The 20552-nt window shown below is 66.9% G+C and carries 18 protein-coding genes and 1 riboswitch; of the genes, 9 read left to right on the top strand and 9 right to left on the bottom strand.

The features are described 5' to 3' along the window. Nucleotides 1-95: 95 nt before the first annotated feature. Entirely contained in the window at nucleotides 96-2957 is a 2862-nt protein-coding gene (gcvP, locus tag ACIGKQ_RS21945; RefSeq protein WP_396574935.1) for an aminomethyl-transferring glycine dehydrogenase, read from the bottom strand. 153 nt (nucleotides 2958-3110) lie between these two features. Next, nucleotides 3111-3211, bottom strand: a riboswitch (glycine riboswitch). 196 nt (nucleotides 3212-3407) lie between these two features. On the opposite strand from gcvP, the gene ACIGKQ_RS21940 reads away from it, so the two are divergent. After that, nucleotides 3408-3773 (top strand): VOC family protein, encoded by a 366-nt coding sequence (locus ACIGKQ_RS21940; RefSeq protein ID WP_235724228.1) that lies wholly within the window; start codon nucleotides 3408-3410, stop codon nucleotides 3771-3773. A gap of 81 nt (nucleotides 3774-3854) precedes the next feature. On the opposite strand, the gene ACIGKQ_RS21935 is transcribed toward ACIGKQ_RS21940, so the two are convergent. The 4 genes from ACIGKQ_RS21935 to garA form a co-directional block, all read right to left on the bottom strand. Beyond that, on the bottom strand, nucleotides 3855-4520 hold the full coding sequence (locus ACIGKQ_RS21935; RefSeq protein ID WP_235724229.1) for a MerR family transcriptional regulator: 666 nt from the start codon (nucleotides 4518-4520) through the stop codon (nucleotides 3855-3857). 293 nt (nucleotides 4521-4813) lie between these two features. Continuing rightward, nucleotides 4814-5320: a bifunctional nuclease family protein gene (locus ACIGKQ_RS21930; protein ID WP_235724230.1), complete on the bottom strand. Its 507-nt coding sequence runs from the start codon at nucleotides 5318-5320 to the stop codon at nucleotides 4814-4816. A 150-nt stretch (nucleotides 5321-5470) separates the two neighbouring features. Beyond that, nucleotides 5471-6154 carry a MerR family transcriptional regulator gene (locus ACIGKQ_RS21925; RefSeq protein WP_235724231.1) on the bottom strand — a complete coding sequence of 228 codons (684 nt, stop codon included), beginning with the start codon at nucleotides 6152-6154 and terminating at the stop codon, nucleotides 5471-5473. 43 nt (nucleotides 6155-6197) lie between these two features. Next, nucleotides 6198-6653 (bottom strand): glycogen accumulation regulator GarA, encoded by a 456-nt coding sequence (gene garA, locus ACIGKQ_RS21920; protein WP_160904252.1) that lies wholly within the window; start codon nucleotides 6651-6653, stop codon nucleotides 6198-6200. A 19-nt stretch (nucleotides 6654-6672) separates the two neighbouring features. On the opposite strand from garA, the gene ACIGKQ_RS21915 reads away from it, so the two are divergent. Beyond that, a complete protein-coding gene (locus ACIGKQ_RS21915; protein ID WP_235724233.1) occupies nucleotides 6673-6825 on the top strand; it encodes a hypothetical protein in 153 nt (50 codons plus the stop codon). A 142-nt stretch (nucleotides 6826-6967) separates the two neighbouring features. Here the strand turns inward: ACIGKQ_RS21915 and gcvH are convergent, their stop codons facing one another. From gcvH to secA2, 3 genes are all read right to left on the bottom strand, one after another. Continuing rightward, nucleotides 6968-7372, bottom strand: coding sequence for a glycine cleavage system protein GcvH (gene gcvH, locus ACIGKQ_RS21910; RefSeq protein ID WP_235724234.1), 405 nt, complete (start codon nucleotides 7370-7372; stop codon nucleotides 6968-6970). A 56-nt stretch (nucleotides 7373-7428) separates the two neighbouring features. Then, complete coding sequence (locus ACIGKQ_RS21905; RefSeq protein ID WP_235724285.1) at nucleotides 7429-7995, bottom strand: CDP-alcohol phosphatidyltransferase family protein; 567 nt, start codon at nucleotides 7993-7995, stop codon at nucleotides 7429-7431. 71 nt (nucleotides 7996-8066) lie between these two features. Then, entirely contained in the window at nucleotides 8067-10553 is a 2487-nt protein-coding gene (gene secA2, locus ACIGKQ_RS21900; RefSeq protein WP_396574934.1) for an accessory Sec system translocase SecA2, read from the bottom strand. 254 nt (nucleotides 10554-10807) lie between these two features. Between secA2 and ACIGKQ_RS21895 the strand changes: the two genes are divergently transcribed. From ACIGKQ_RS21895 to ACIGKQ_RS21875, 5 genes are all read left to right on the top strand, one after another. Next, nucleotides 10808-11389, top strand: a complete 582-nt coding sequence (locus ACIGKQ_RS21895) for an META domain-containing protein (protein ID WP_328714539.1) — start codon at nucleotides 10808-10810, stop codon at nucleotides 11387-11389. A 122-nt stretch (nucleotides 11390-11511) separates the two neighbouring features. Beyond that, a complete protein-coding gene (locus tag ACIGKQ_RS21890; RefSeq protein WP_396574933.1) occupies nucleotides 11512-12504 on the top strand; it encodes a malate dehydrogenase in 993 nt (330 codons plus the stop codon). A 69-nt stretch (nucleotides 12505-12573) separates the two neighbouring features. Further along, nucleotides 12574-13416 (top strand): polyphosphate kinase 2, encoded by an 843-nt coding sequence (ppk2, locus tag ACIGKQ_RS21885; protein WP_396574932.1) that lies wholly within the window; start codon nucleotides 12574-12576, stop codon nucleotides 13414-13416. Between the two features lie 43 nt (nucleotides 13417-13459). Next, nucleotides 13460-14707: a polysaccharide pyruvyl transferase family protein gene (locus ACIGKQ_RS21880; RefSeq protein ID WP_266061459.1), complete on the top strand. Its 1248-nt coding sequence runs from the start codon at nucleotides 13460-13462 to the stop codon at nucleotides 14705-14707. 23 nt (nucleotides 14708-14730) lie between these two features. Then, nucleotides 14731-15027 (top strand): DUF503 domain-containing protein, encoded by a 297-nt coding sequence (locus ACIGKQ_RS21875; protein ID WP_396574931.1) that lies wholly within the window; start codon nucleotides 14731-14733, stop codon nucleotides 15025-15027. A 31-nt stretch (nucleotides 15028-15058) separates the two neighbouring features. On the opposite strand, the gene ACIGKQ_RS21870 is transcribed toward ACIGKQ_RS21875, so the two are convergent. Then, the gene (locus tag ACIGKQ_RS21870) at nucleotides 15059-15625 is read right to left on the bottom strand and encodes a mismatch-specific DNA-glycosylase (protein ID WP_266061461.1); all 567 of its coding nucleotides are present in this window, start codon (nucleotides 15623-15625) and stop codon (nucleotides 15059-15061) included. 124 nt (nucleotides 15626-15749) lie between these two features. Here ACIGKQ_RS21870 and ACIGKQ_RS21865 point away from each other — a divergent pair, with 124 nt between their 5' ends. Together ACIGKQ_RS21865 and ACIGKQ_RS21860 are read left to right on the top strand one after the other, a co-directional pair. Continuing rightward, nucleotides 15750-18956 carry a BTAD domain-containing putative transcriptional regulator gene (locus tag ACIGKQ_RS21865; RefSeq protein ID WP_396574930.1) on the top strand — a complete coding sequence of 1069 codons (3207 nt, stop codon included), beginning with the start codon at nucleotides 15750-15752 and terminating at the stop codon, nucleotides 18954-18956. Nucleotides 18957-19113: 157 nt separating this feature from the next. Beyond that, nucleotides 19114-20535 carry an FAD-binding oxidoreductase gene (locus ACIGKQ_RS21860; RefSeq protein WP_235724244.1) on the top strand — a complete coding sequence of 474 codons (1422 nt, stop codon included), beginning with the start codon at nucleotides 19114-19116 and terminating at the stop codon, nucleotides 20533-20535. Nucleotides 20536-20552 lie beyond the last annotated feature (17 nt).

Genomic DNA, 20552 nt, shown 5'->3' with positions numbered 1-20552 from the left:
GTCCACCTCGAGAAAGCGTCCTGACCCGAAACCGTCCCGACCCAGCGCCCACGACGCCAGTCAGCGACGCCACCTCACCTAACCTTCCTTACAGATCAGCTGCTGAAGGCCTCGATGGGCGGGCAGCTGCACACGAGGTTGCGGTCGCCGAAGGCCTGATCGATCCGTCGGACCGCGGGCCAGATCTTGGCGCGGGCACCCGCCGACGGGAGGCCGAGCGGATACACCGCCACCTCTCGGGAGTAGGGGTGATCCCAGTCGCCGACCAACGCCTCGGCGGTGTGCGGTGCCCCGCGCAGCGGGTTGTCGTCGGCTGGCCACTCCCCGGCTCCGACGCGGTCGATCTCGGCGCGGATGGCGATCATCGCGTCACAGAACGCGTCGAGTTCGTCGAGATTCTCACTCTCGGTCGGCTCCACCATCAGTGTTCCCGCCACCGGAAAGCTCATGGTGGGAGCGTGGAAACCGTAGTCGGCCAGTCGTTTGGCCACATCGTCGACGGTGACGCCGGTCTCCTTCGTCAACGGCCGAAGGTCGAGGATGCACTCGTGGGCGACCAGACCATTCTCGCCGGCATACAGCACCGGGTAATGATCCCCGAGACGCCGCGCGATGTAGTTGGCCGAGGCGATCGCGGTGAGGGTGGCTCGACGCAGCCCGTCGGCGCCCATCATCGCAATGTAGGCGTAGGTGATCGGCAGGATCGAGGCCGATCCGTACGGCGCCGCCGAGATCGTCGAGTCCCCGGGGAGGTCGTCGGCGAGGGGATGACCGGGCAGATACGGCGCGAGGTGAGACCGCACCGCGACCGGCCCCACACCCGGACCGCCACCCCCGTGCGGGATGCAGAAGGTCTTGTGCAGGTTCAGGTGGCTCACGTCGCCGCCGAATCGTCCTGGACGGGCCACACCCACCAGGGCGTTCAGATTCGCACCGTCCACATACACCTGGCCGCCCGCATCGTGCACGGCCGCACAGATCTCCTCGATGTCGTGCTCGAAGACGCCATGGGTCGATGGGTAGGTGATCATGATGGCGGCCAGCGCATCTCGGTGTTTGTCGATTTTGGCGCGCAGATCGTCGACGTCGACGTCGCCGTTCTCTCGGCAACCGACCACCACCACGCGCAGCCCGGCCATGACCGCCGATGCGGCGTTGGTGCCGTGCGCGCTCGATGGGATCAGGCACACGTCGCGGCCGGTGTCACCGCGCCCGAGATGGTATCGGCGGATCGCCAGCAACCCGGCGAACTCGCCCTGCGAGCCCGCGTTGGGCTGCACGCTCACCCGGTCATAGCCGGTGACGGCGACCAGCCAGTCCTCCAGGGTGGAGATCACCTCGCGGATGCCGACCGTGTCGGCCGCCGGGGCAAACGGGTGCAGGCGCGCGAAGCCGGGCCAGGTGATCGGTTCCATCTCCGCGGTGGCATTGAGCTTCATGGTGCACGAACCCAGGGGGATCATGCTGCGATCGAGCGCGATGTCCTTGTCGGAGAGCGCACGCAGATAGCGCAGCATCGCCGTTTCGGTGCGGTACCTGTTGAACGCCGGATGCGTCAGGAATTCGGTGTCACGGGTCTCGATCGGTTGCGAAAATGCATGTCGGCGAACACCTTCGGCACTGAACGCACGCAGCACCACAGCGAGATCGGCTGCGGTGGTGGTCTCGTCGCACGCGATACCCACGGTGTCGCCGTCGATCCGCCGCAGGTTCACGTTCTCGCGCTTGGCATGTGCGATCACGCTGTCGGCCTGCCCGGGTGCACGAACCACGATCGTGTCGAAGAACGACGAGTGGGCGATGGAAAACCCCGCAACGGTGAGACTGTCGGCCAGAAACACCGCATGTTCGTGGACGCGACGAGCGATCGCCCGCAATCCGTCGGCCCCGTGATAGGACGCGTACATCGCGGCCACCACCGCCAGGAGCACCTGCGCGGTGCAGATGTTGCTGGTCGCCTTCTCACGCCGGATGTGTTGTTCCCGGGTCTGCAACGACAGGCGGTAAGCGAGATTGCCGTCGGCATCCTTCGAAACACCCACCAGACGGCCGGGCAGTTGACGCGCATGCGTCGAATGCACACACAGGTAGCCGGCGTGCGGTCCACCGAATCCCATCGGCACGCCGAAGCGCTGGGTGGTGCCGAAGCAGACATCCGCGCCCAACTCACCCGGTGGCGTGATCAGGGTCGCGGCCAGCAGGTCGGCCCCCACCGCGACCAGAGCCCCGCGCGCATGCGCGGCGTCGATGACGGGGCCGACATCCAGGATGCGGCCCGACGCCCCGGGTGCCTGCATGATCACACCGAAGAAGTCTCCCTCGGGCAGACCGCAGTCCGGCATCGCGGGATGCAGCGAGGCCTCGACGACCTCGATCCCGAGCGGTTGAGCGCGGGTGTCGATCACGGCGCGCGTCTGTGGGAAGAGGTCGGCATCGACCACCAACCGTGGTGATCGGGACTTGCCTGCACGTCTCAGCAACGTCATCGCCTCGGCCGCAGCGGTCGCCTCGTCGAGCATCGATGCGTTGGCGACCTCCATCCCGGTCAGATCCGCGACCATGGTCTGGAAGTTGAGCAACGCTTCGAGCCGACCCTGGCTGATCTCGGGCTGATAGGGCGTATAGGCGGTGTACCACGCAGGGTTCTCCAGCACGTTGCGCAGGATGACCGGCGGGGTATGGGTGTCGTGGTAGCCCAGCCCGATCATGGAGCGGGCGACGGTGTTGCGGTCCGCGAGGTGGGCGAGTTGTTCGTGCACGTCGTGCTCGCTGACCGCGGGCGGCAACGACTGCAGACCGTTGGAGTCCGGCTCATCGGCGATGACCGCCGGGACCACCCGGGCGGCGAGTTCATCGAGAGACGAGATGCCGATCGCGGCGAGGATACGTTCGGTCTCGGTGGCATTCGGGCCGACGTGGCGATCGACGAAGGCGGCAGAGACGGGCGTGGCGGGCATGACAGGTCAACCTCTCGGCGGTCTGCGGCCCTCCCCCTCTGTCATGCCTGTCGATCCGCGAACGGACAGCTGGGCGCCTGAGAGATTCGGCCGGTAGTCGACCTTTCACCGTGGGCGGAGCCGGGTTGCCCCGACTCACTTTCCAGAGACGCCGTCAACATCACGGTCCTGGGTGCCTGAGAGTTTGACGAGGAGGTGTTGCTCCTTCGGCGGCCTCCGCCCATGTGGCGGTGACTCTCTCCCGAGACGCAGCGGCGCGACCTCAGTATACGTGGGCATGACCACGGCGCAGGTCGCCCGTCTCCGGGGTCGGCACAGTGAATCGACCGAAGGGACGGGAGCAGACCGCCGGCGAGGACGCGATCCGGCCCGACAAAACCTGACAGTCGATGTCGTGATTCGCTGATCTACTGGCGTGGCGTCATCACCCACGACCCGAGGAGCGCCCTGATGCCCGCACCGAACCTGTTTCTGATCTACGTCCGCGACGCTGAGGCCGCAACCACGTTCTACTGCGAATTGTTCGATGTACAGCCGAAATTCGTGAGTCCTCGCTATGTCGCCTTCGAGGTCGCACCCGGGGTTCTGTTCGCCCTGTGGACCGGTCGTAGTGACCACGCGGTTCCTGCCACCCCGCGCACGTGCGAGGTCGGGCTGATGATTCCCGGCGCGGCGTCCGCGATCGACGCGATCCATGCGCGGTGGGCGGCGGCAGGTGTCCGAGTGGTGCAGGAGCCTTATGACGACGTCTTCGGCCGAACATTCGTGGCCGCCGATCCGGACGGCAACCTCATCCGGGTTTCGCCGATGGATTGACGCTGCGCCACACTGCGCCGATCGGTCCGGCAGGAGTGCATGGGCCGCTGATGCCTCGGCACCCTGACCGGCCCGAGGGCTCTAGCCGGTCCGACGGGTCCGATTCTTGCGCCGCGCGGCCAGTTCGTCTTCTGGCGCGGTCTCGGTGACACCGCCATCAGCCCGCTCGCCGGGGAAGTCGGCGATGGTTCCGGTCAGTTCACGCATGGCACCGCTGACAGCGATCCCGAAGACGCCCTGGCCACCTTGCAGTAAGTCGACGACCTCTTCCGCCGAGGTGCACTCATAGACCGTGGTGCCGTCGGAGAACAGGGTGATGCGGGCCAGATCCTCCACCCCACGCTGACGTAGGTGGTCGACCGCGACCCGGATGTTCTGGAGCGAGATCCCGGTGTCGAGCAATCGCTTCACGATCTTGAGGACCAAGATGTCCTTGAACGAGTACAGACGCTGGCTGCCCGACCCTGCCGCGCCGCGAATGGACGGCACCACCAGCGACGTGCGGGCCCAGTAGTCGAGCTGCCGATAGGTGATTCCGGCGATCTGGCACGCACTGGGCACGCGATAGCCCACCAGCTCGTCCGGCACGGTGTCGTTGGGAAAGATGCCGGGCGCGATGTCATCGAGACTGCCCTGCGTGGCGGCACCCGAGTTCGACGCCCCGGTGCGGTCGCTGTCGACCTCGCCGTCGGCCGCGGTCACCTCGGTCGGTGACGGCATTTCGTCGTCGAACGGCTGATCGCCCACTGCAGACTCCCTCGCAACGCCAGGATCGACTCGACAGACACGTCAGCTCGAGGTTTCCCTCGAGACTGCTACAACAGTACGCGCCTGACAGACGATCATCCTTCGTCCCCGCTCAATTCGGGCGACGTGTCGACGGTATGCGGCCCGCGAGGGCGGAATCAACGCGACTCGCCCGGTAACCTCAACCTCTACTTGAGATCGAGCAAACAGTGACCCGGCGGTGTCCGTTCCGTGATCTGGGTCGTTCGCCCCTGTTCTCGGCAACCGATCCAGCGTTGGGCGCCATCAACGCGCTACGCCCCGCCGCTCGCCTTGAAGTCGTCCGGCGAGACGTTGTCGAGGAATTCCTTGAACTTCTCGACCTCGTCCTCTTTGGCCTCCGCGGGAGCGTCCTCGTCGCCGTTCTCGTCGGGGATGAGCAGTCCCGCCTCGGTCAGTACGTCTTCGTCGGCGACGATCGGCACTCCCGCCCTCATGGCGACCGCGATCGAATCCGACGGGCGCGCGGAGACCCGCAATTCGTCGGCAAAGACCATCTCCGCGTAGAAGGTGCCCTCTTGCATGTCGACGATGCGGACCTCGCGCAGCGTCTTGCCGAAGTCGTTGATCAAGTTGACGATCAGATCATGGGTGAGCGGACGTGGCGGCTCGATACCCTTCTGCTGCAAGGCGATCGATGCGGCCTCGCTCTGTCCGATCCAGATCGGCAGATACCGTTCACCATCCACCTCACGCAGGAGCAGCACCGGCTGGCTCTGCGGCGGCTCGACCCGAATGCCCACGACTCGCATTTCGCCCATCTCGCACCCGCTTCCTCATGATCGCCGGATGATCGGTCGGTGGCTCCTCGAAGGCAGTCCCTCGCGCCTGCCGATCACTGAACACGACGCTACACCGCATGACCCGACCGTGGCGGCCACCCGAGCCCAGATCGGTCCGGGATCGACAGATCAGTCCAGGACGTCGCGGACCGCGGCCTTGACCAGCTGGGTGTGCAACGTCACCGACAGAGCAGCGATCTCACGGACCAACTCCTCGGCGCGATCCCGCGCCCCGGTTCCCTTGCCCTTGGCGATCGGGTTCGCGATCTGCGCCACCAAGCCGGCCTCGCGGTCCGCGGAGACCTTGAACGCCCGCAGATGCCGCGTCTCCAGACCGTAATTGGCCAGCGCCGCCGCAGCCTCGACCAGTCGCACGGCGTCTTCGTCGAAGAATCCGGCCGGACCGGCCGACAGCAGGCCGTTGCGTTGTAGCTCGGTCACGAATGCCGCATCCACACCAGTGCGCTCGATGAGGGCCTCGCGTGACACCCGATCGCCCCGGGAACCGAAGTCGGTGGCCGGCGCCACCGCTCCGCGAGCCGAGGAGATCAGCCGGGTGGCGCCACCCGGACCGCCGTCGCCGCTGTCGATCGCGTCGAGTTGCTCCTTGATGACCTTCAGCGGCAGGTACCGATCCCGTTGTGCGGTCAGCACGAATCGCAATCGCTCGACATCTGCCGAACTGAACCGGCGATAACCCGACGGCGCCCGCTCGGGAGTGATCAGACCCTCGGATTCCAGGAAGCGGATCTTGGAGATCGTCACGTCCGGGAAATCCTCACGCAACAAGGCGAGGACCGAGCCGATCGACATCGATCCTTCGCCGCGCTGACCTGCCGACGACGCCGTCACGGCGTCAGGCGCCGGCGTGGCCGTCGCGCGGACCGCTCAGGAACACGAGACGGAACTTGCCGATCTGCACCTCGTCGCCATTGCTCAGCTGCGCGGTGTCCACCGGCTCACGGTTGACATAGGTGCCGTTGAGGCTGCCCACGTCGACTACCTGGAACTCGTTGTCACCGAGGCGGAATTCGGCGTGGCGACGGCTCACCGTCACATCGTCGAGAAAGATGTCGCTGTCAGGATGCCGACCCGCCGACGTCGTCGGCTGATCGAGCAGAAATCGCGAGCCGGCGTTGGGGCCGCGCTTGACGACAAGCAGCGCCGTGCCGGGAGAGAGCCTCTCGACCCCGGTATCGGCAGGTTCACTCGAGGTGGTCGCCCCGGCGTCGAGTTCGGAGATGAACTCCTCCCGGAAAACCGATGTGGTCTCCACCGGCGCCTCGAGGTCCTTGTCGTTTTCGCTCACCACTTCTCCTTCGTCTGTTTCGGTGCCCGCGGATCTCGGCGTCACCGGCATGTCACGGCTCGCGGCGACACGCGAGTCGCATGTCCCGCACGCCGACGATGCCGGTCCGTCATCGTCCACCTCGGGCTCCGGTCCGGCCGACGACGTTCGGGTCGGCGGGCCGGATCTGCTGTGAGTAACCGTACCGTGTCGCGGCCTCCACACGGGCGATCGAGTCGATCACGACACCGACGATCATAGTCGTATGCGTCGAGCCGACCGACCGCCGACACCGGCCGCGTCACCGGCTTGTGATTCACCACCACATGTGCGGCGAATCAGCCCTCGATGACCGCGCGATAGCCGTCGGCGTCGAGAGTGTCGGCCAGCGCCGCGTCCAGAGCGGACTCATCGGCGACGCTGATGACGACCAGCCATCCCGAACCATACGGGTCCGAGTTGACCAATTCGGGAGCCGTCTCGAGCTCGCCGTTGACCTCGGACACCGTACCCTCCAGAGGCCCGTAGATGTCCGAGACACTCTTGGTCGACTCGACCTCGGCGAAGGACTCGCCGGACTCCACGGCGTCGTCGACGGCCGGCAGCTGCACGAACACCACGTCACCGAGCGCGTCCTGTGCGAAATCGGTGATGCCCACCCGAACACTGGTCGGCCCGGTCCTCTCCACCCATTCGTGTTCGGCCGTATAACGCAGGCCGGCGGGCACATTGGTTTCGGTCACGGTGCACCTTTCTGGTCTGTCGCACCAACGCGGCGGCGACTCTTCGGAAATTCAGGTTACGTTGCGGCGGCGTTCTGCGGAGGCATCCGTCGGAGCACGAGCACTGTCTGATACCCGTACAGCACAAACGACCACAGATACAGCCCGACGCCCCAGATCATGAACGCCCACCCGATGGGATAGCAGATGGTGCCGATGATCGAATCCAATTGTCCGGCAAGCAGCCACGGAAACGCGCTCATCAAGGCGAAAGTGGCCGCCTTGCCGATGTAGAGCACCGGCAATGCCACCAGGCCACGTGAACGCAACAGCGGTGCCGTGGCGAACAATGCGAGATCGCGCGCGATGATCACCGCGATCAGCCACCACGGCACGAACTCTCGGATTCCGAACGCGATGGGGATGATGACGATGTAGAGACGGTCGGCGGCGGGATCGAGCAATGCGCCGATCCGTGAGGACTGGTCGAGCCAACGCGCGATCTTGCCATCCGCCCAGTCGGAGAAACCGGAGAACAACAGGATCGCGAACGCCCAGCCATCGGCTTCTTCGACCAGCAACAGCCAGATGAACACCGGTATCAGCGCGAGCCGTAAGACGCTCAGTGCGTTCGGAACGGTCAACCATCGATCGTCGGCGACGGTGGTGGCCTCGGCCTGCGCTCGGGGATCACCGCGGCCGTCCGTGTCTCCGGTCACCGGAAGATGCCGATGATGCCCTGCAGGGTCTTCGCGCCGCCCGACGCGAAGAGGTTGTCGTGCACCATGTACGTCCACGTGGTGGTGGAGCGATGCAGATCGGCGGTCCCCAGATCGACACCGTCGTTGGTGATCGTCGCGGAGGTGAAGGTGACGCACGCCTTGTCCACGGCCTCGGTGGGCAGACCGGCGAACTCGTCGAGGATCAGTTTGTGGAACTCGTCGAGCGGGCTCTCCTTGCCGAGCGAACGCAGGTGAATACTCGCCCGGACGTCGGACACGAACGCCAGATGATCGGCCCATGCCCGGTCGAGGTGATACAGCATGATCTCGCGTGCCGCCTGCACGAGGACCTCGCGGTCCACCGGCTCGACCGGCGGCATCGGGGCCGCCTCGGCTGTCGTCCCCTCCGCGGTCGCCGAGCGATCGGGGTTCGACCCTTCAGCGCTCGACCCCTCAGCGCTCGACTCTTGAGGGCTCGACTCTTGAGGGCTCGACTCTTGAGGGCTCGACCCCTCGGAACTCGACTCTTGAGCGCTCCGCTCGGCGGTCTTTGCACCCGTCAGTTGCGCATACCTGTCCGGTTCACGTGCGCTGAGTTCGTCCAGCGCGGTGTCGGTGGTCAGGATCTCCATCCGCCGCGCAACAACGATGTCGCGCTGCTGATTGACGAGTTTGTTGTAGCGCCAGGTGTTGGCGTGCAACTCGAGCATCACACCTTCAGCGACCCGTTGCGCCTGTTCGATGAGGTCTATTCCCTTGGCTCCCATCGAGCCGTCCTCGGACTGGGAGACGGGGTCTCGTTTGAAAGCCAGATTCCTTGTCACGACCGGATCCTCGAGACTGGAGAAGAACACCGAGCGGCCCGGATCACCCTGACGGCCGGCGCGTCCCCGCAGTTGGTTGTCCAGACGCTGAGTGTCATGCCGTCCGGTCCCGATGACACAGAGCCCACCCAACTCCACCACTTCCTCTCGCGCGGCAGCGTCGTCTGCGGAACCGCCGAGCCGGATGTCGGTGCCACGGCCGGCCATCTGAGTGGAGACGGTCACCGCGTTCCGCGCGCCCGCCTCGGCGATGATCTTCGCCTCCTCGGCGTCGTTCTTCGCGTTGAGCACCACCGTCGACACACCTGCCTTGTCGAGGAAGTACGCCAGCTCTTCGGACTCGGCGACGTCGTGCGTGCCGATCAGGATCGGCTGTCCGGTCTCGTGCACCTCTTTGACGTAGCCGACGATCGCCTCGACCTTGTTCGCCTTGGTGTCGTACACGCGGTCGGGTTCATCGACCCGGATGTTCGAGGTGTTCGGCGGGATCTGCGACACGAGCAGGTCGTAGAACTGCCGGAACTGCTCGCCCGCGGCCAATGCGGTGCCGGTCATGCCGCACACCGAGGGGTACCGTCCGATCAGGGCCTGCACCGTGATCGTGTCGATGACCTCGCCGGAATCGGTCTGGCTGAGCCCCTCTTTGATCTCCACCGCGGCCTGAACGCCGTCGGGCCAGCGTTGCAGCTGCGCGACACGGCCACGCGAGGCGTTGATCAGGTGTACGCCACCGTCGCGGACGATGTAATGAACGTCCCGCTCGAGCAGATAGTGGGCGTGCATGGCGATGTTGATGTGCACCAGGGTGGTGCCGACGTGGTCCTCGTCGTAGAGGTTGATACCACCGAGCTCTTCCTCGACGAAGGACGCGCCCTCCTCGGTGAGGGTCACGTTTCGCCCCTCGGTGTCGACCTCGTAGTGCTTGTTCTTCATGCGTGCGACCACATCGTGGATGGCCTGATCGGGTACCTCGGTTTCGGTGGACCCGGCCAGCACCAGCGGGATGAGCGCCTCGTCGACCAGCACCGAGTCCGCCTCGTCGATGATCGCCACGTCGGGTTTCGGCGACACCAGGTCATCCGGCGACAGTGCGAGTTGGTCGCGGAGCACGTCGAATCCGATCTCGTTGACCGAACCGTAGGTGATGTCGGCGGCGTAGGCGGCCTTGCGTTCCTCGTGATCGGAGTTCTCCGAGACCGCCCGGGCCACCAGACCGAACGCCGCGAACAAGGGCGCCATCCACTCCGCGTCACGGGTCGCGAGGTAGTCGTTGACCGAGATCACATGCACTCGATGGCCCTGCAGAACATGCCCGATGGCAGCGATCGCACCGGCCAGTGTCTTGCCTTCACCGGTGGCCATCTCGACCACGTCGCCCTCGAGCAACCGCAGCGCGCCCTGTAACTGAACGTCGAACGGCCGCATGTCCAGCGAGCGATCTGCGGCCTCCCGGACGAGCGCGAGAAACCTCGCACGGTCGGCGGGCTTCGAGCCTATGTCGAGCTGTTGGGCCTGTGCCGCGAACTCATCGTCGGCGAGATCGGCGGCCCAGGAGGTGTGGGTGTCTGCGTCCTTGATCAGTGCGACGGACTTCGACTGATTTCGCGATGACTGGGAGCCCAGAAGGCGCCACATGCTGTTGGTCAGCTTTCCCACCGAACACTTCTCCTGACTCGTGCCTGTCGGGCATGGGTAGCGGTCGGAGCGCCGGGTCTCGATGGCGGCACGCCCGCGGACGCGCGAATCCACCGCGGGGCGGCCCCGAGGTCGCCGTCCACGGTACGCGCCGCGTTCGCCGCTTCGGTGCTCGACACCGGGGCCTTGCGGTGCCCGACACCCACCGGTCGTCTCGCCGACATCACCGGCCGTCACCACCCGCGAACGGCGTCGCGGTTGGGTACCGTGGAACCATGCCACTCATCGGGGTGAAGGCACCATCGGCGACGCGCGGCCCCATCGGTTCGGACGCGGTCGAGTGCACCGAACCGCACCGCGAGCCCCGGGGTCGGCATCGGCGCCGATCTGCGCCGATGCTCCTCCTGTGTAGCGCGATCCTGGCGCAGCCACTCGTCGCCGGGCCGGCCGCAGCGGCACCCGCGCCGGTGCCTCCCGCGCCCATCCGACCGGCGCCGGTGCCGCCGTTGCCGCTCGACGACCCGTATGCCCTGCTCGCCGGTCGCACATATACATCTGTCACCGTGATCGGCGGCACCATCCCGGGTGGTGGCCCCGTGGTCATCGGTTTCGACAACGCGCACCGTGTCGGTATGGACGCCGGATGCAACTCGCACGCCGGCAGCGTGGCCGTCACCGGTGACCGACTCCGGATCGGCCGGCTCGCATCCACGATGATGGCCTGTCCCCCACCCCGTGCCGACGCCGACGAGTGGCTGGCCCGTTTCACGTCGGTCCCACTGGTCTGGCGCGTATTCGGCCCGATCCTCACGTTGTCGAGCCCGGTGCACACGGTGATCCTGCTCGAGGATCGGTAAGTAGCGTCGGGCCACCCGCCGTTGCGTAGGCCATCGACGAATCGCACCCCGCTTGTCCCTCATCAGCCACTGCCCTGATTTTGAGCAACCTTCCTTTGTGAGAACTCTGACGAGAGGACACGATGTCATCGACCACCCCCGCCGTAGTAACCGTGACCGGTGCCGCAGGGCAGATCGGATACGCCGCCCTGTTCCGGATCGCCGCCGGCGCGATGTTGGGCCATGATCGTCCGGTTCGACTGCGGTTGCTGGAGTTGCCGCATGCGGTCTCGGCCGCGGAGGGCACCGCGATGGAACTCGACGACGGCGCTTTCGAGCAACTCGTCTCGGTGGACATCTATGACGACCCGCGGGCCGCCTTCGATGGCGCCGAGTTCGCGCTCCTGATCGGTGCCAAGCCCCGGACCAAGGGGATGGAGCGGGCCGACCTGCTGCAGGCCAACGCCGCCATCTTCGCCGAACAGGGCCGGGTGCTCAACGACGTTGCCGCGCCAGATCTCCGCGTCATCGTGGTCGGCAACCCGGCCAACACCAACGCCGCCATCGCCACGGCGCACGCCCCCGACATCCCACCGGAGCGGTTCACCGCACTCACCCGCCTCGACCACAATCGCGCGATCGCGCAGTTGGCGCGCCGTGCCGGCTGCGCGGCGCGCGACATCAGCCGGGTCTCGGTGTGGGGCAATCACTCCCCCACCCAGTATCCCGACATCTTCCATGCCCGGGTCGCCGGGCGCAGCGGAGCTGATTTCGCGGCCGACCGCGCGTGGCTTATCGACGATTTCATCCCCACCGTGGCCACCCGTGGCACGGCCATCATCGAGGCGCGCGGGGCATCGTCGGCGGCGTCGGCAGCCAGTGCGACCATCGACCACATCCACGACTGGGTGCTGGGCATCGAGGGCGACGACTGGACCTCGGCTGCACTCCCCTCCCCAGGGGTGTATGGAGTTCCGGAAGGTGTGGTGTGCTCATTCCCGGTTCGCCCGGTCGGCGGGCGATGGGAAATCGTCTCGGGGCTCGAGATCAACGAATTCTCACGAGCCCGCATCGACGCATCGGTGGCCGAACTCACCGCCGAGATCTCAGCGGTGGGAGATCTGTTGCCGGCCTGACCGACACCGCACCTGCGGCGCTGGCGCGGTGTCATCGCCCGCGACCGGTGTCCGTGGCATCCTCTGTGAATGGCGAAGAAGGCGAAGGACGACAAGGCCGCGAAAAGGCCGAAGCTCTCCACCAAGGCGTACGAGGCCGAACTGTTCCGGCTGCAGACCGAATTGGTGAAACTGCAGGAGTGGGTACGGGCAACCGGTAGCCGCGTCGTGGTGATCTTCGAGGGACGCGACGCCGCCGGCAAGGGCGGCACCATCAAACGCATCAGCGAATACCTGAGCCCCCGTGTCACGCGAGTTGCCGCTCTGCCCGCGCCGACGGATCGCGAACGCGGTCAGTGGTATTACCAGCGCTACGTTGCCCATCTGCCCGCGCCCGGCGAGATCGTGTTGTTCGACCGATCCTGGTACAACCGGGCCGGTGTGGAGAAAGTGATGGGCTTCTGCACACCGGAGGAGCACACGCGCTTCCTCCGTCAGACACCGATCTTCGAACAGATGCTCATCGACGACGGAATCCTGTTGCGCAAGTACTGGTTCTCGGTGTCCGACGATGAGCAGCTCAAGCGGTTCAAGTCCCGACTCGACGATCCGGTCCGGCAATGGAAGCTCAGCCCGATGGACCTCGAGGCGGTCTACCGATGGGAGGACTACTCCCGGGCCAAGGACGAGATGATGGTCCACACCGACACCGCGACGTGCCCGTGGTTCGTCGTCGAATCCGATGTGAAGAAGCATGCCCGCCTCAACATGATCTCCCATCTGCTCTCGACCATCGACTACGAGGACGTGCCCCGGCCGAAGGTGGAGCTGCCCAAGAAGCCGGTCGACACCGGCAACTACCGGCGTCCGCCACGATCGCTGTCGAAGTACGTCCCCGACCATGTGGCCGACATGCTCGGCAGCGATGACTGACGACCTGCCCCGGTGATCGGAGCGGGTGGGTAACATCCCGTGGGTGCCTGTGCCCGGTGTGCCTGCTGCCATCCGCGATCGCCTCGGTGTCCGCCGCGGACACGACGAGATCATCTATCTCGTCTCTCCGGCCGGCTGGCCGAACTACGGCGACGAACTGATCGCCCGAGGCTGGCTGCGCCACTTGGCCCGCACCCGCCCTCGGGCGAGGGTGGTACTGGATTGTCACAGCCCCGGTCAGGCCGGACTGTTGCTGCGCGACATCCATCCTCGGGCCGTCTTCGTCGACACCCTATGGCAGCTCACGCAGTATGCGTCGAATCGCACGCGCACCGATGGGCCGGATCCCGACACGCCATGGGTCTGGGTAGCCGACGCCGCGACCCGGTTCGGACCGGCGCCCCGCCTCGCCGAGGGCGTCGACGTTTTCCGCCGAGCCTCATCGGTCCACCTCCTCGGCGGTGGATACGTCAATGCCGTATGGCCCCATCATGTCTCGCTGGTGGCAGCGATCGCCGAATTGGCGCGGACCGCTGGCGTCGCGGCCTACGCCAGCGGGCAGGGACTGCTGCCGCGGGCGCCCGAACCGGCGTGGTCTGTGCTCGAGAAGGCGGTGGCTGAGTTCGACGTCTTCGATGTCCGGGATGCCGCGTCTGCCGACGCACTTGCGCCGACGCCCGCGCTGCGACAGACCGGCGACGATGCCTGGCTCACGATCGATGATGCCGGCACGCTGCAGAAACCGGAGTCCATGACGCCCGACGGCGGTGTGACGCTGTGCATCCAGGGTGATCTGACCGACGACTTCGCCTGGCACGGTCACCGTGGTGCGCCTGCGCTCGCGGAGTTCGTGCACGCCACGCTCGACGCCTGGGACGTCCCCGGCGACGCGGTCACCGTGGTCGAAGGAATTCCGGGCCGCGACCGGGACATCGTGGTGCGCCTCGGCGATCGCCTGCACGGCGCCCGCACCGTCCCCTTCCTGGATGTTTGGCATCGGGGTATGCCGGCCGGCCTGGGCAACACGTGGATCAGCACCCGCTTCCACCCCCACCTGGTCGCGGCCGCGGCCGGTGACTCCGGGGTCGCCGTGATACCTCGGCCCGACTATTACGCCGCCAAGCACGGGTCGCTCACCGCGGCCGGCTCACGGTGGACCGTCGTCGCCGATCCGGAGGTCATCCCGGATCGTCCGATCGCCGGAGGGTTCGCCCAGGATGCACGTGCTCGACGCGTGTCCGAGAAACACGCCCTTGCCGAACGCCTGTACCCGCGGCGGCGTGGCTTCTGACCCGGAACTACACTGGCCCCACCATGTGGATCGGTTTCGCCGAGTTCGACTATCTCCTGGGAGATGTGCACTCGCTCAAACACAAGCGGTCGTTGGTGCGCCCCGTAGTCGCAGAGCTTCGTCGCCGGTTCAGTGTCTCCGCCGCCGAGGTCGGCCATCTCGACGCCCACCGTCGGACGCTGATCGGTGTGGGCATGGTCGCCGCCGACCGCGCCCATGTCCTCGAGGTGCTCGACAACGTCGAGCGGTTCGCGGGTGGCCGTCCCGAGATGGAACTGCTCTCGGTCCGTCAGCGACTCATCTCCGCATCGGACATCTGAGCTCCGGTCGGCCGAGTCGGCGTCTGGGGTTTCAGCCGACCAGCCCCGCAGCGCGTGCAGGCGCGGCGTAGGCTGCCGCCAACGAATCGACGGTCTCGTGCGCGTTGAGTCCACTCGGGTTGGGCACCACCCACAGTTGTGCCCCATCCCAGCGCTCCTCTTGCCGGCCCACCACCGCCCGCGGCACGCCGAAAGCCGAACGGTATGCGGTGATACCCGCCACAGCGACGACGACCGGCTGGATCTCTGCGACCCGCTCCCGCAGCCGACGCCCACCGGATGTCAGTTCGTCGGCCGACAATTCGGCCGCCGTCGCCGTGGCGCGAGCCACCACATTCGTGATCCCGACACCGCGGCGGCACAGGAGATCACGATCGTCGGTGGACATGCCGGCCGACGCGTCGATCAACCGGTCGACGATCCCGGCGCGGTACAGCGCGGGATAGAACCGGTTGCCCGGACGCGCGAAATGTGCGCCCACGGCCGCTGTCCACAATCCCGGGTTGATCCCGACGAACAGGAGGCGACAGTCCGGCCCCACCAGGTCGGCGACCTCCTTGTCGCGACAGCGCATCAGCTCTTCGGTGGTGAAACCCATCAGGGCCTCGTCTCGCCGACCGAACAGCGCACGAACTGAGAAGCGGAAACGGACACGGCGCCAGCGTAGTCGGGCAGTTCACCGATACAAGGCGTGGCCACAATTCCCGTCTACACTCGCGCTGATGGCTCGGCTCGCGTACACGGTCCTGGGCGGCCTCGGCGCGCAGATCGATTCCGAGCCCGCCGAACTCGGCACGCGCAAACAACGCGCCATCCTCGCCCAGCTACTGCTTGCCGAGGGCAATGCGGTGAGCGTCGATCGACTGATCGACGGGATCTGGGGTGCGACGCCACCGGATCGGGCCGAGGTGTCCGTCCAGGCTTATGTCTCTGGTCTGCGCAAGGCCCTCGAACCCGGCCGACGGCCGCGCTCACCGTCGACGGTGCTCGTCACCCGTGGCACGGGTTACGTCCTCATCGCCGGCGACGCGGACGTCGACGTCCGCGCGCTCAACGCTGCGATCGCGGCAGCACACGAGCAGCAGCGCCGAGGCGACCTCGAGAGCGCGGCAAGCGATCTGAGGGCTGCCCTGGCCGGGTATCGCCCGCTGCTCCCGGAGTTCGAAGGTCTGACCTTCCGCGATGAGGCCGCGGCGCACCTCGAGCGCACCGTCGGTGAGGCCCGTGAGTTCTCCTATGAGTTGCGGTTGACGCTCGGCGAGCACCGGGCAATTGTGCCCGAACTGGAGCAGGCCGTGCGCCGTGCACCGCTCGACGAGGGCCTGTGGGTATTGCTGGCCACCGCGCGGTACCGCCTCGGGCGTCAGTCCGAAGCGCTGGCCGCCATCGCCGATGCCCGGCGCCATCTCGCCGACGAAATCGGCGTGGACCCGGGCCCACGATTGCGCGAGCTCGAACGCGACATTCTCGACCACGCACCACACCTCGAGTCCGCCCCATCTCGGCGCTCGACCGCCACCCCCGGCATCCGCAGCACCGCCCGCAACTCGGGTGTGCGCGCTCCGCATGGCCGCACGATCACCACCACACCAGCAACACCGGCATCGGCGCCCGCGGCATTGATCGGCCGCGCCGACGAACTCGCGGCTGCCCATCGCACCGTGCTCTCCTCCCTGCAGGGGCCCGGTGGCATCGTCGTTGTGGAAGGTGATGCCGGAGCCGGCAAGAGCGCGCTGATCGCCGAGGCGACCCGGCGCGCCGCCGGTGCCGCCGACGTCACGGTGTTGTGGGGGCGGTGCACCGAAGATGCCGCAGCACCGTCGATGTGGCCGTGGGTGCAGATCCTCGGGGCCGTCCTACCCGAGATGACCGACGATGACCGCTCGGCGCTGCTCGACAACGATCTCGGCCGGATGGTCACCCACGGCACCACGGTCATCCCACCGCCACGCGAGATGCCCGATGCCGCCGCTCGATTCCGGTTCTACGACCAGGCTGCGGACATGCTCACGCGAGTCGCGCTCGATCACCTGCTGATCATCGTCCTCGACGATCTGCACTGGGCCGACAGCGCGTCGCTGGAACTGTTCGCGCACATGGCCGCCCGCGGCACTCCCGGGGTCACCTTTTTCGCGTCGGTGCGGACGCGGGTCCATCGCAGCGCGGTCGTCGATGCGCTCGCGGCGGTGGCACGGTTGCCCGAGCACCGGCGCATCGAGGTGGGCCCCTTATCCGACGACGACATCGCGGCGTTGGTACAGCGGGAAACCCAGGAACGGCCAACGGCGGGCACCGTGGCCACGATTGCGCGACGGACGCGCGGAAACGCATTCTTCGTCCGTGAGTTGGCTCGAATCCTGGCCGACAGAGGCTCGATGGCCGACGGCGCGGTGCCGGCCGGCGTGCGCGACGTGGTCCGCGAACGGCTCGGCCCGCTCCCGGCGGAGACAATACGCGTACTCGAGGTCGCCGCGTTGATCGGACGTCAGGTGGACCTGTCGTTGCTGGCAGGGGCTGCGGAGACAACGCCCGACCGGATGCTCGAATCTCTCGAACCCGCCTATGCCGCCGGGTTGATCGGCGCGACGGCCGACGATCCCTTCACTTTTCGGTTCGACCACGATCTCATCCGGGAGGCCATCGCCGGCGGGCTGTCAACTGGGCGGACATACCGTATTCATCTCGCCATCGCCGATCAGCTCGAGCACGCCACCTGCGCGACCACGGCCACCCAGCGCGCCATCCACCTCTGGGCGGCCGGCCCCCTGGCCGACCGGACCCGAACCGCCCGTGCGCTCCTGGAAGCCGGGCACATCGCCCTGCGCAGCTACAACTTCGATGCGGCGGACCGGAGGCTCACCGACGCCGCACAATTGGCCCGGTCGATCGGCGACGAACCGATGGAACTCGAAGCAATCAGCACGATGCTCGCCGGCGATGTCGCCCGAAACGGCTACTTCGCAGCCGATCGCGAACTCCTACGCCGCGCCCGCGAACTCGGTGAGCGCGCCCACGACGACGCGCTGCTCGCCCGCCTGAACTATGCGCGGTTCGCCGCGCATTCCCAACTCGCCGAGATCCGGCCGGCCCGCCGCTACGCCGATGCCTTGGCAGAACGAGCGCGACACAGTGAGCGGCCCGTGGTGCACCATCTCGCCTCCCAAGCTGCCGCCATCGACCTGTTCGACCGCGGGCACATCGGCGACGCCCACCGACTGCTGGAAAGCCAGATCACATTCGACCGCGCGGTGGACGGGATACAGGCCGATCAACTGATGATCGGCAGCGGTTTCGCAGGGCTCACCGCGACCATGCATGTGGGACCCCGTCACGGCCGTGCACTGTTCGAGCAGATCGACAACGGCCCCGAGGACCCGATGTCGTACCTGGGTACCGCGATCTTCGCCGTCACCGCCGGTGCGCTCGTCGGCGATGCCGACTGGGTCGGCGAGGTGGGCGAACGGCTCGTGGGCTCCTCCGGCCACAGTGCGCTGGAATACCTGCGAATGCCCGCAGAGCGGATCTACTGGTGGTCGCGCGCGGTCAGCGACGCCGACGAGGGCGCGCTCGAACACATCGTGCGGTTGCACGATCCGCGAGCCGAACAGCGCACCGGCGCCGGCCTGTGGTGGGCACTGTATGCAGAGGCACTGGTCTCGGTCGGCCGATTCGAGGATGTGCCGGTGCTGCTCGAGCACGCACAGACCTTTGCCGAACGCACCGGCCAGCGATATCCGGATGCCCACCGGCTGTTGGTCTGCGCCGAGTTCCAGCACGCCACGGACCAGCCGTCCGCGATGGTTCGCGACACGTTGGCCGAGGCCCGCCGGGTGGCGACTCGCCAGCAGAGCACCGCGTTGTGCGAGCGGATCGACGCGTTCGCCATGGACCTCGGCTACTCGCCGTACCCGGGCGACCCCGTGGGTTGATCGGCTGTCGTCCACCACGCTCCCGCAAACTGACCCGCGTGACTTGCGGTCGTCACCCCAAGCCGGCTCCAAGTGTCCCTCAAGGGGCGACGGCGAGAGTTGTGGTCATCCGGAATAACCAGTTCGCCGCACATCCGGCACACAGTGAGGAACCCCGATGACGATTCAGTCCACCCGACCGACCAACCGCGCCGTCCGACCCCGAACCGACGGGCCGACCGAGCTTGCCGACCGCATCGCCGGCGACGTGTACTTTCCCGGCGAGCCCGGCTATGACGAGGCGCGCGCCGGTTTCAATCTGCTGACCGATCACCGGCCGGCGGTGATCGCGGTACCCACCAACCGGCACGACGTCGTCGAGGCCGTCCGGTTCGCCGCGGACGAGGGATTGCGGGTGGCGATCCAGGCAACCGGCCATGGGCCGGGCACACCGGCCCACGACGCACTGCTGATCAACACCTCGACGATGACCGACGTAACCGTCGATCCGGTGGCGCGTACGGCGACGGTTAGCGCCGGCGCCAAGTGGGCCCCTGTTCTCGAACTCGCGCAGCAGCACGGGCTGGCGCCGCTGCTCGGTTCCACCACCGACGTCGGTGTGGTGGGCTACACCCTCGGCGGTGGATTCGGATGGCTCGGCCGCAAATACGGATTGTGCTCTGACGCGGTGCGCTCGTTTGACCTGGTCACCCCGGATGGCAACCCGCTGCGGGTCAGTGCAACGAGTCATCCGGACATCTTCTGGGCGCTACGCGGCGGCGGCATCGGCAACCTCGGCGTCGTCACCGACATCGTCATCGACCTGTTCCCGGTGAGCACCGTCTATGCGGGCAACCTGTTCTATCCGGCCGAGGACGCCGCGGAGATCATGCGGCGTTTTGCCGAGTGGGCACCACATCAACCGGACGACCTGACCTCGGCTATCAGCCTGATGAACTTCCCGCCGCTCGACATCGTGCCCGAACCCCTGCGCGGCAAGAGCTTCACCCTCGTTCGCGGCTGTTGGTCCGGTGATCTGACCGTCGGAGCCGAGATCATCGACGAGTGGCGTCGGTGGAAGACCCCCGAGATCGACATGTGGGCGGAGATGCCGTTCACCGCGGCCGACGCCATCAGCATGGATCCGACCGATCCCATGCCGGCCATGGTCACCACCGAGTGGATGAACGACTTGCCTGATGCAGCCATCGACATCCTGGTGGATCGGGTACTCCCCGCTCCGGGCACCCTGCCGCTGATCCTGTTCGCCGAGATACGCCATGCCGGCGCGGCGGTTGCCCGCGGCGCATCCGCGGCGCCCAATGACCGCGGCCGCGAGGGCACCTTCCTGCTCGAGCTGGGGTCGGTGGTCCCCGACCCGCACGTGGGTCTCGCGGTGGAGTCCGCCCAGCGCCTGACCCGCCAGGCACTGGCTCCGTATGTGACCGGTGCCGCCTACCTGAACTTCCTCGAAGGGGACGAGAAGGCCGCACGGTCGGCGAGTGCATTCAGTCAGACCAACCTCCGCCGACTGAACGCAATCAAGTCCGCTCTCGACCCGGAGAACCGGTTTTGCCACGGGGTCGCTTTCGGACACTGATGTCCCGCGACACTAGA

The organism is Gordonia sp. NPDC062954 (genome assembly GCF_044543825.1).
GTDB lineage: Bacteria > Actinomycetota > Actinomycetes > Mycobacteriales > Mycobacteriaceae > Gordonia > Gordonia tangerina.
The sequence above is the reverse complement of the archived record's forward strand: the minus strand, read 5'-3'. Positions and strand labels throughout refer to the sequence as shown.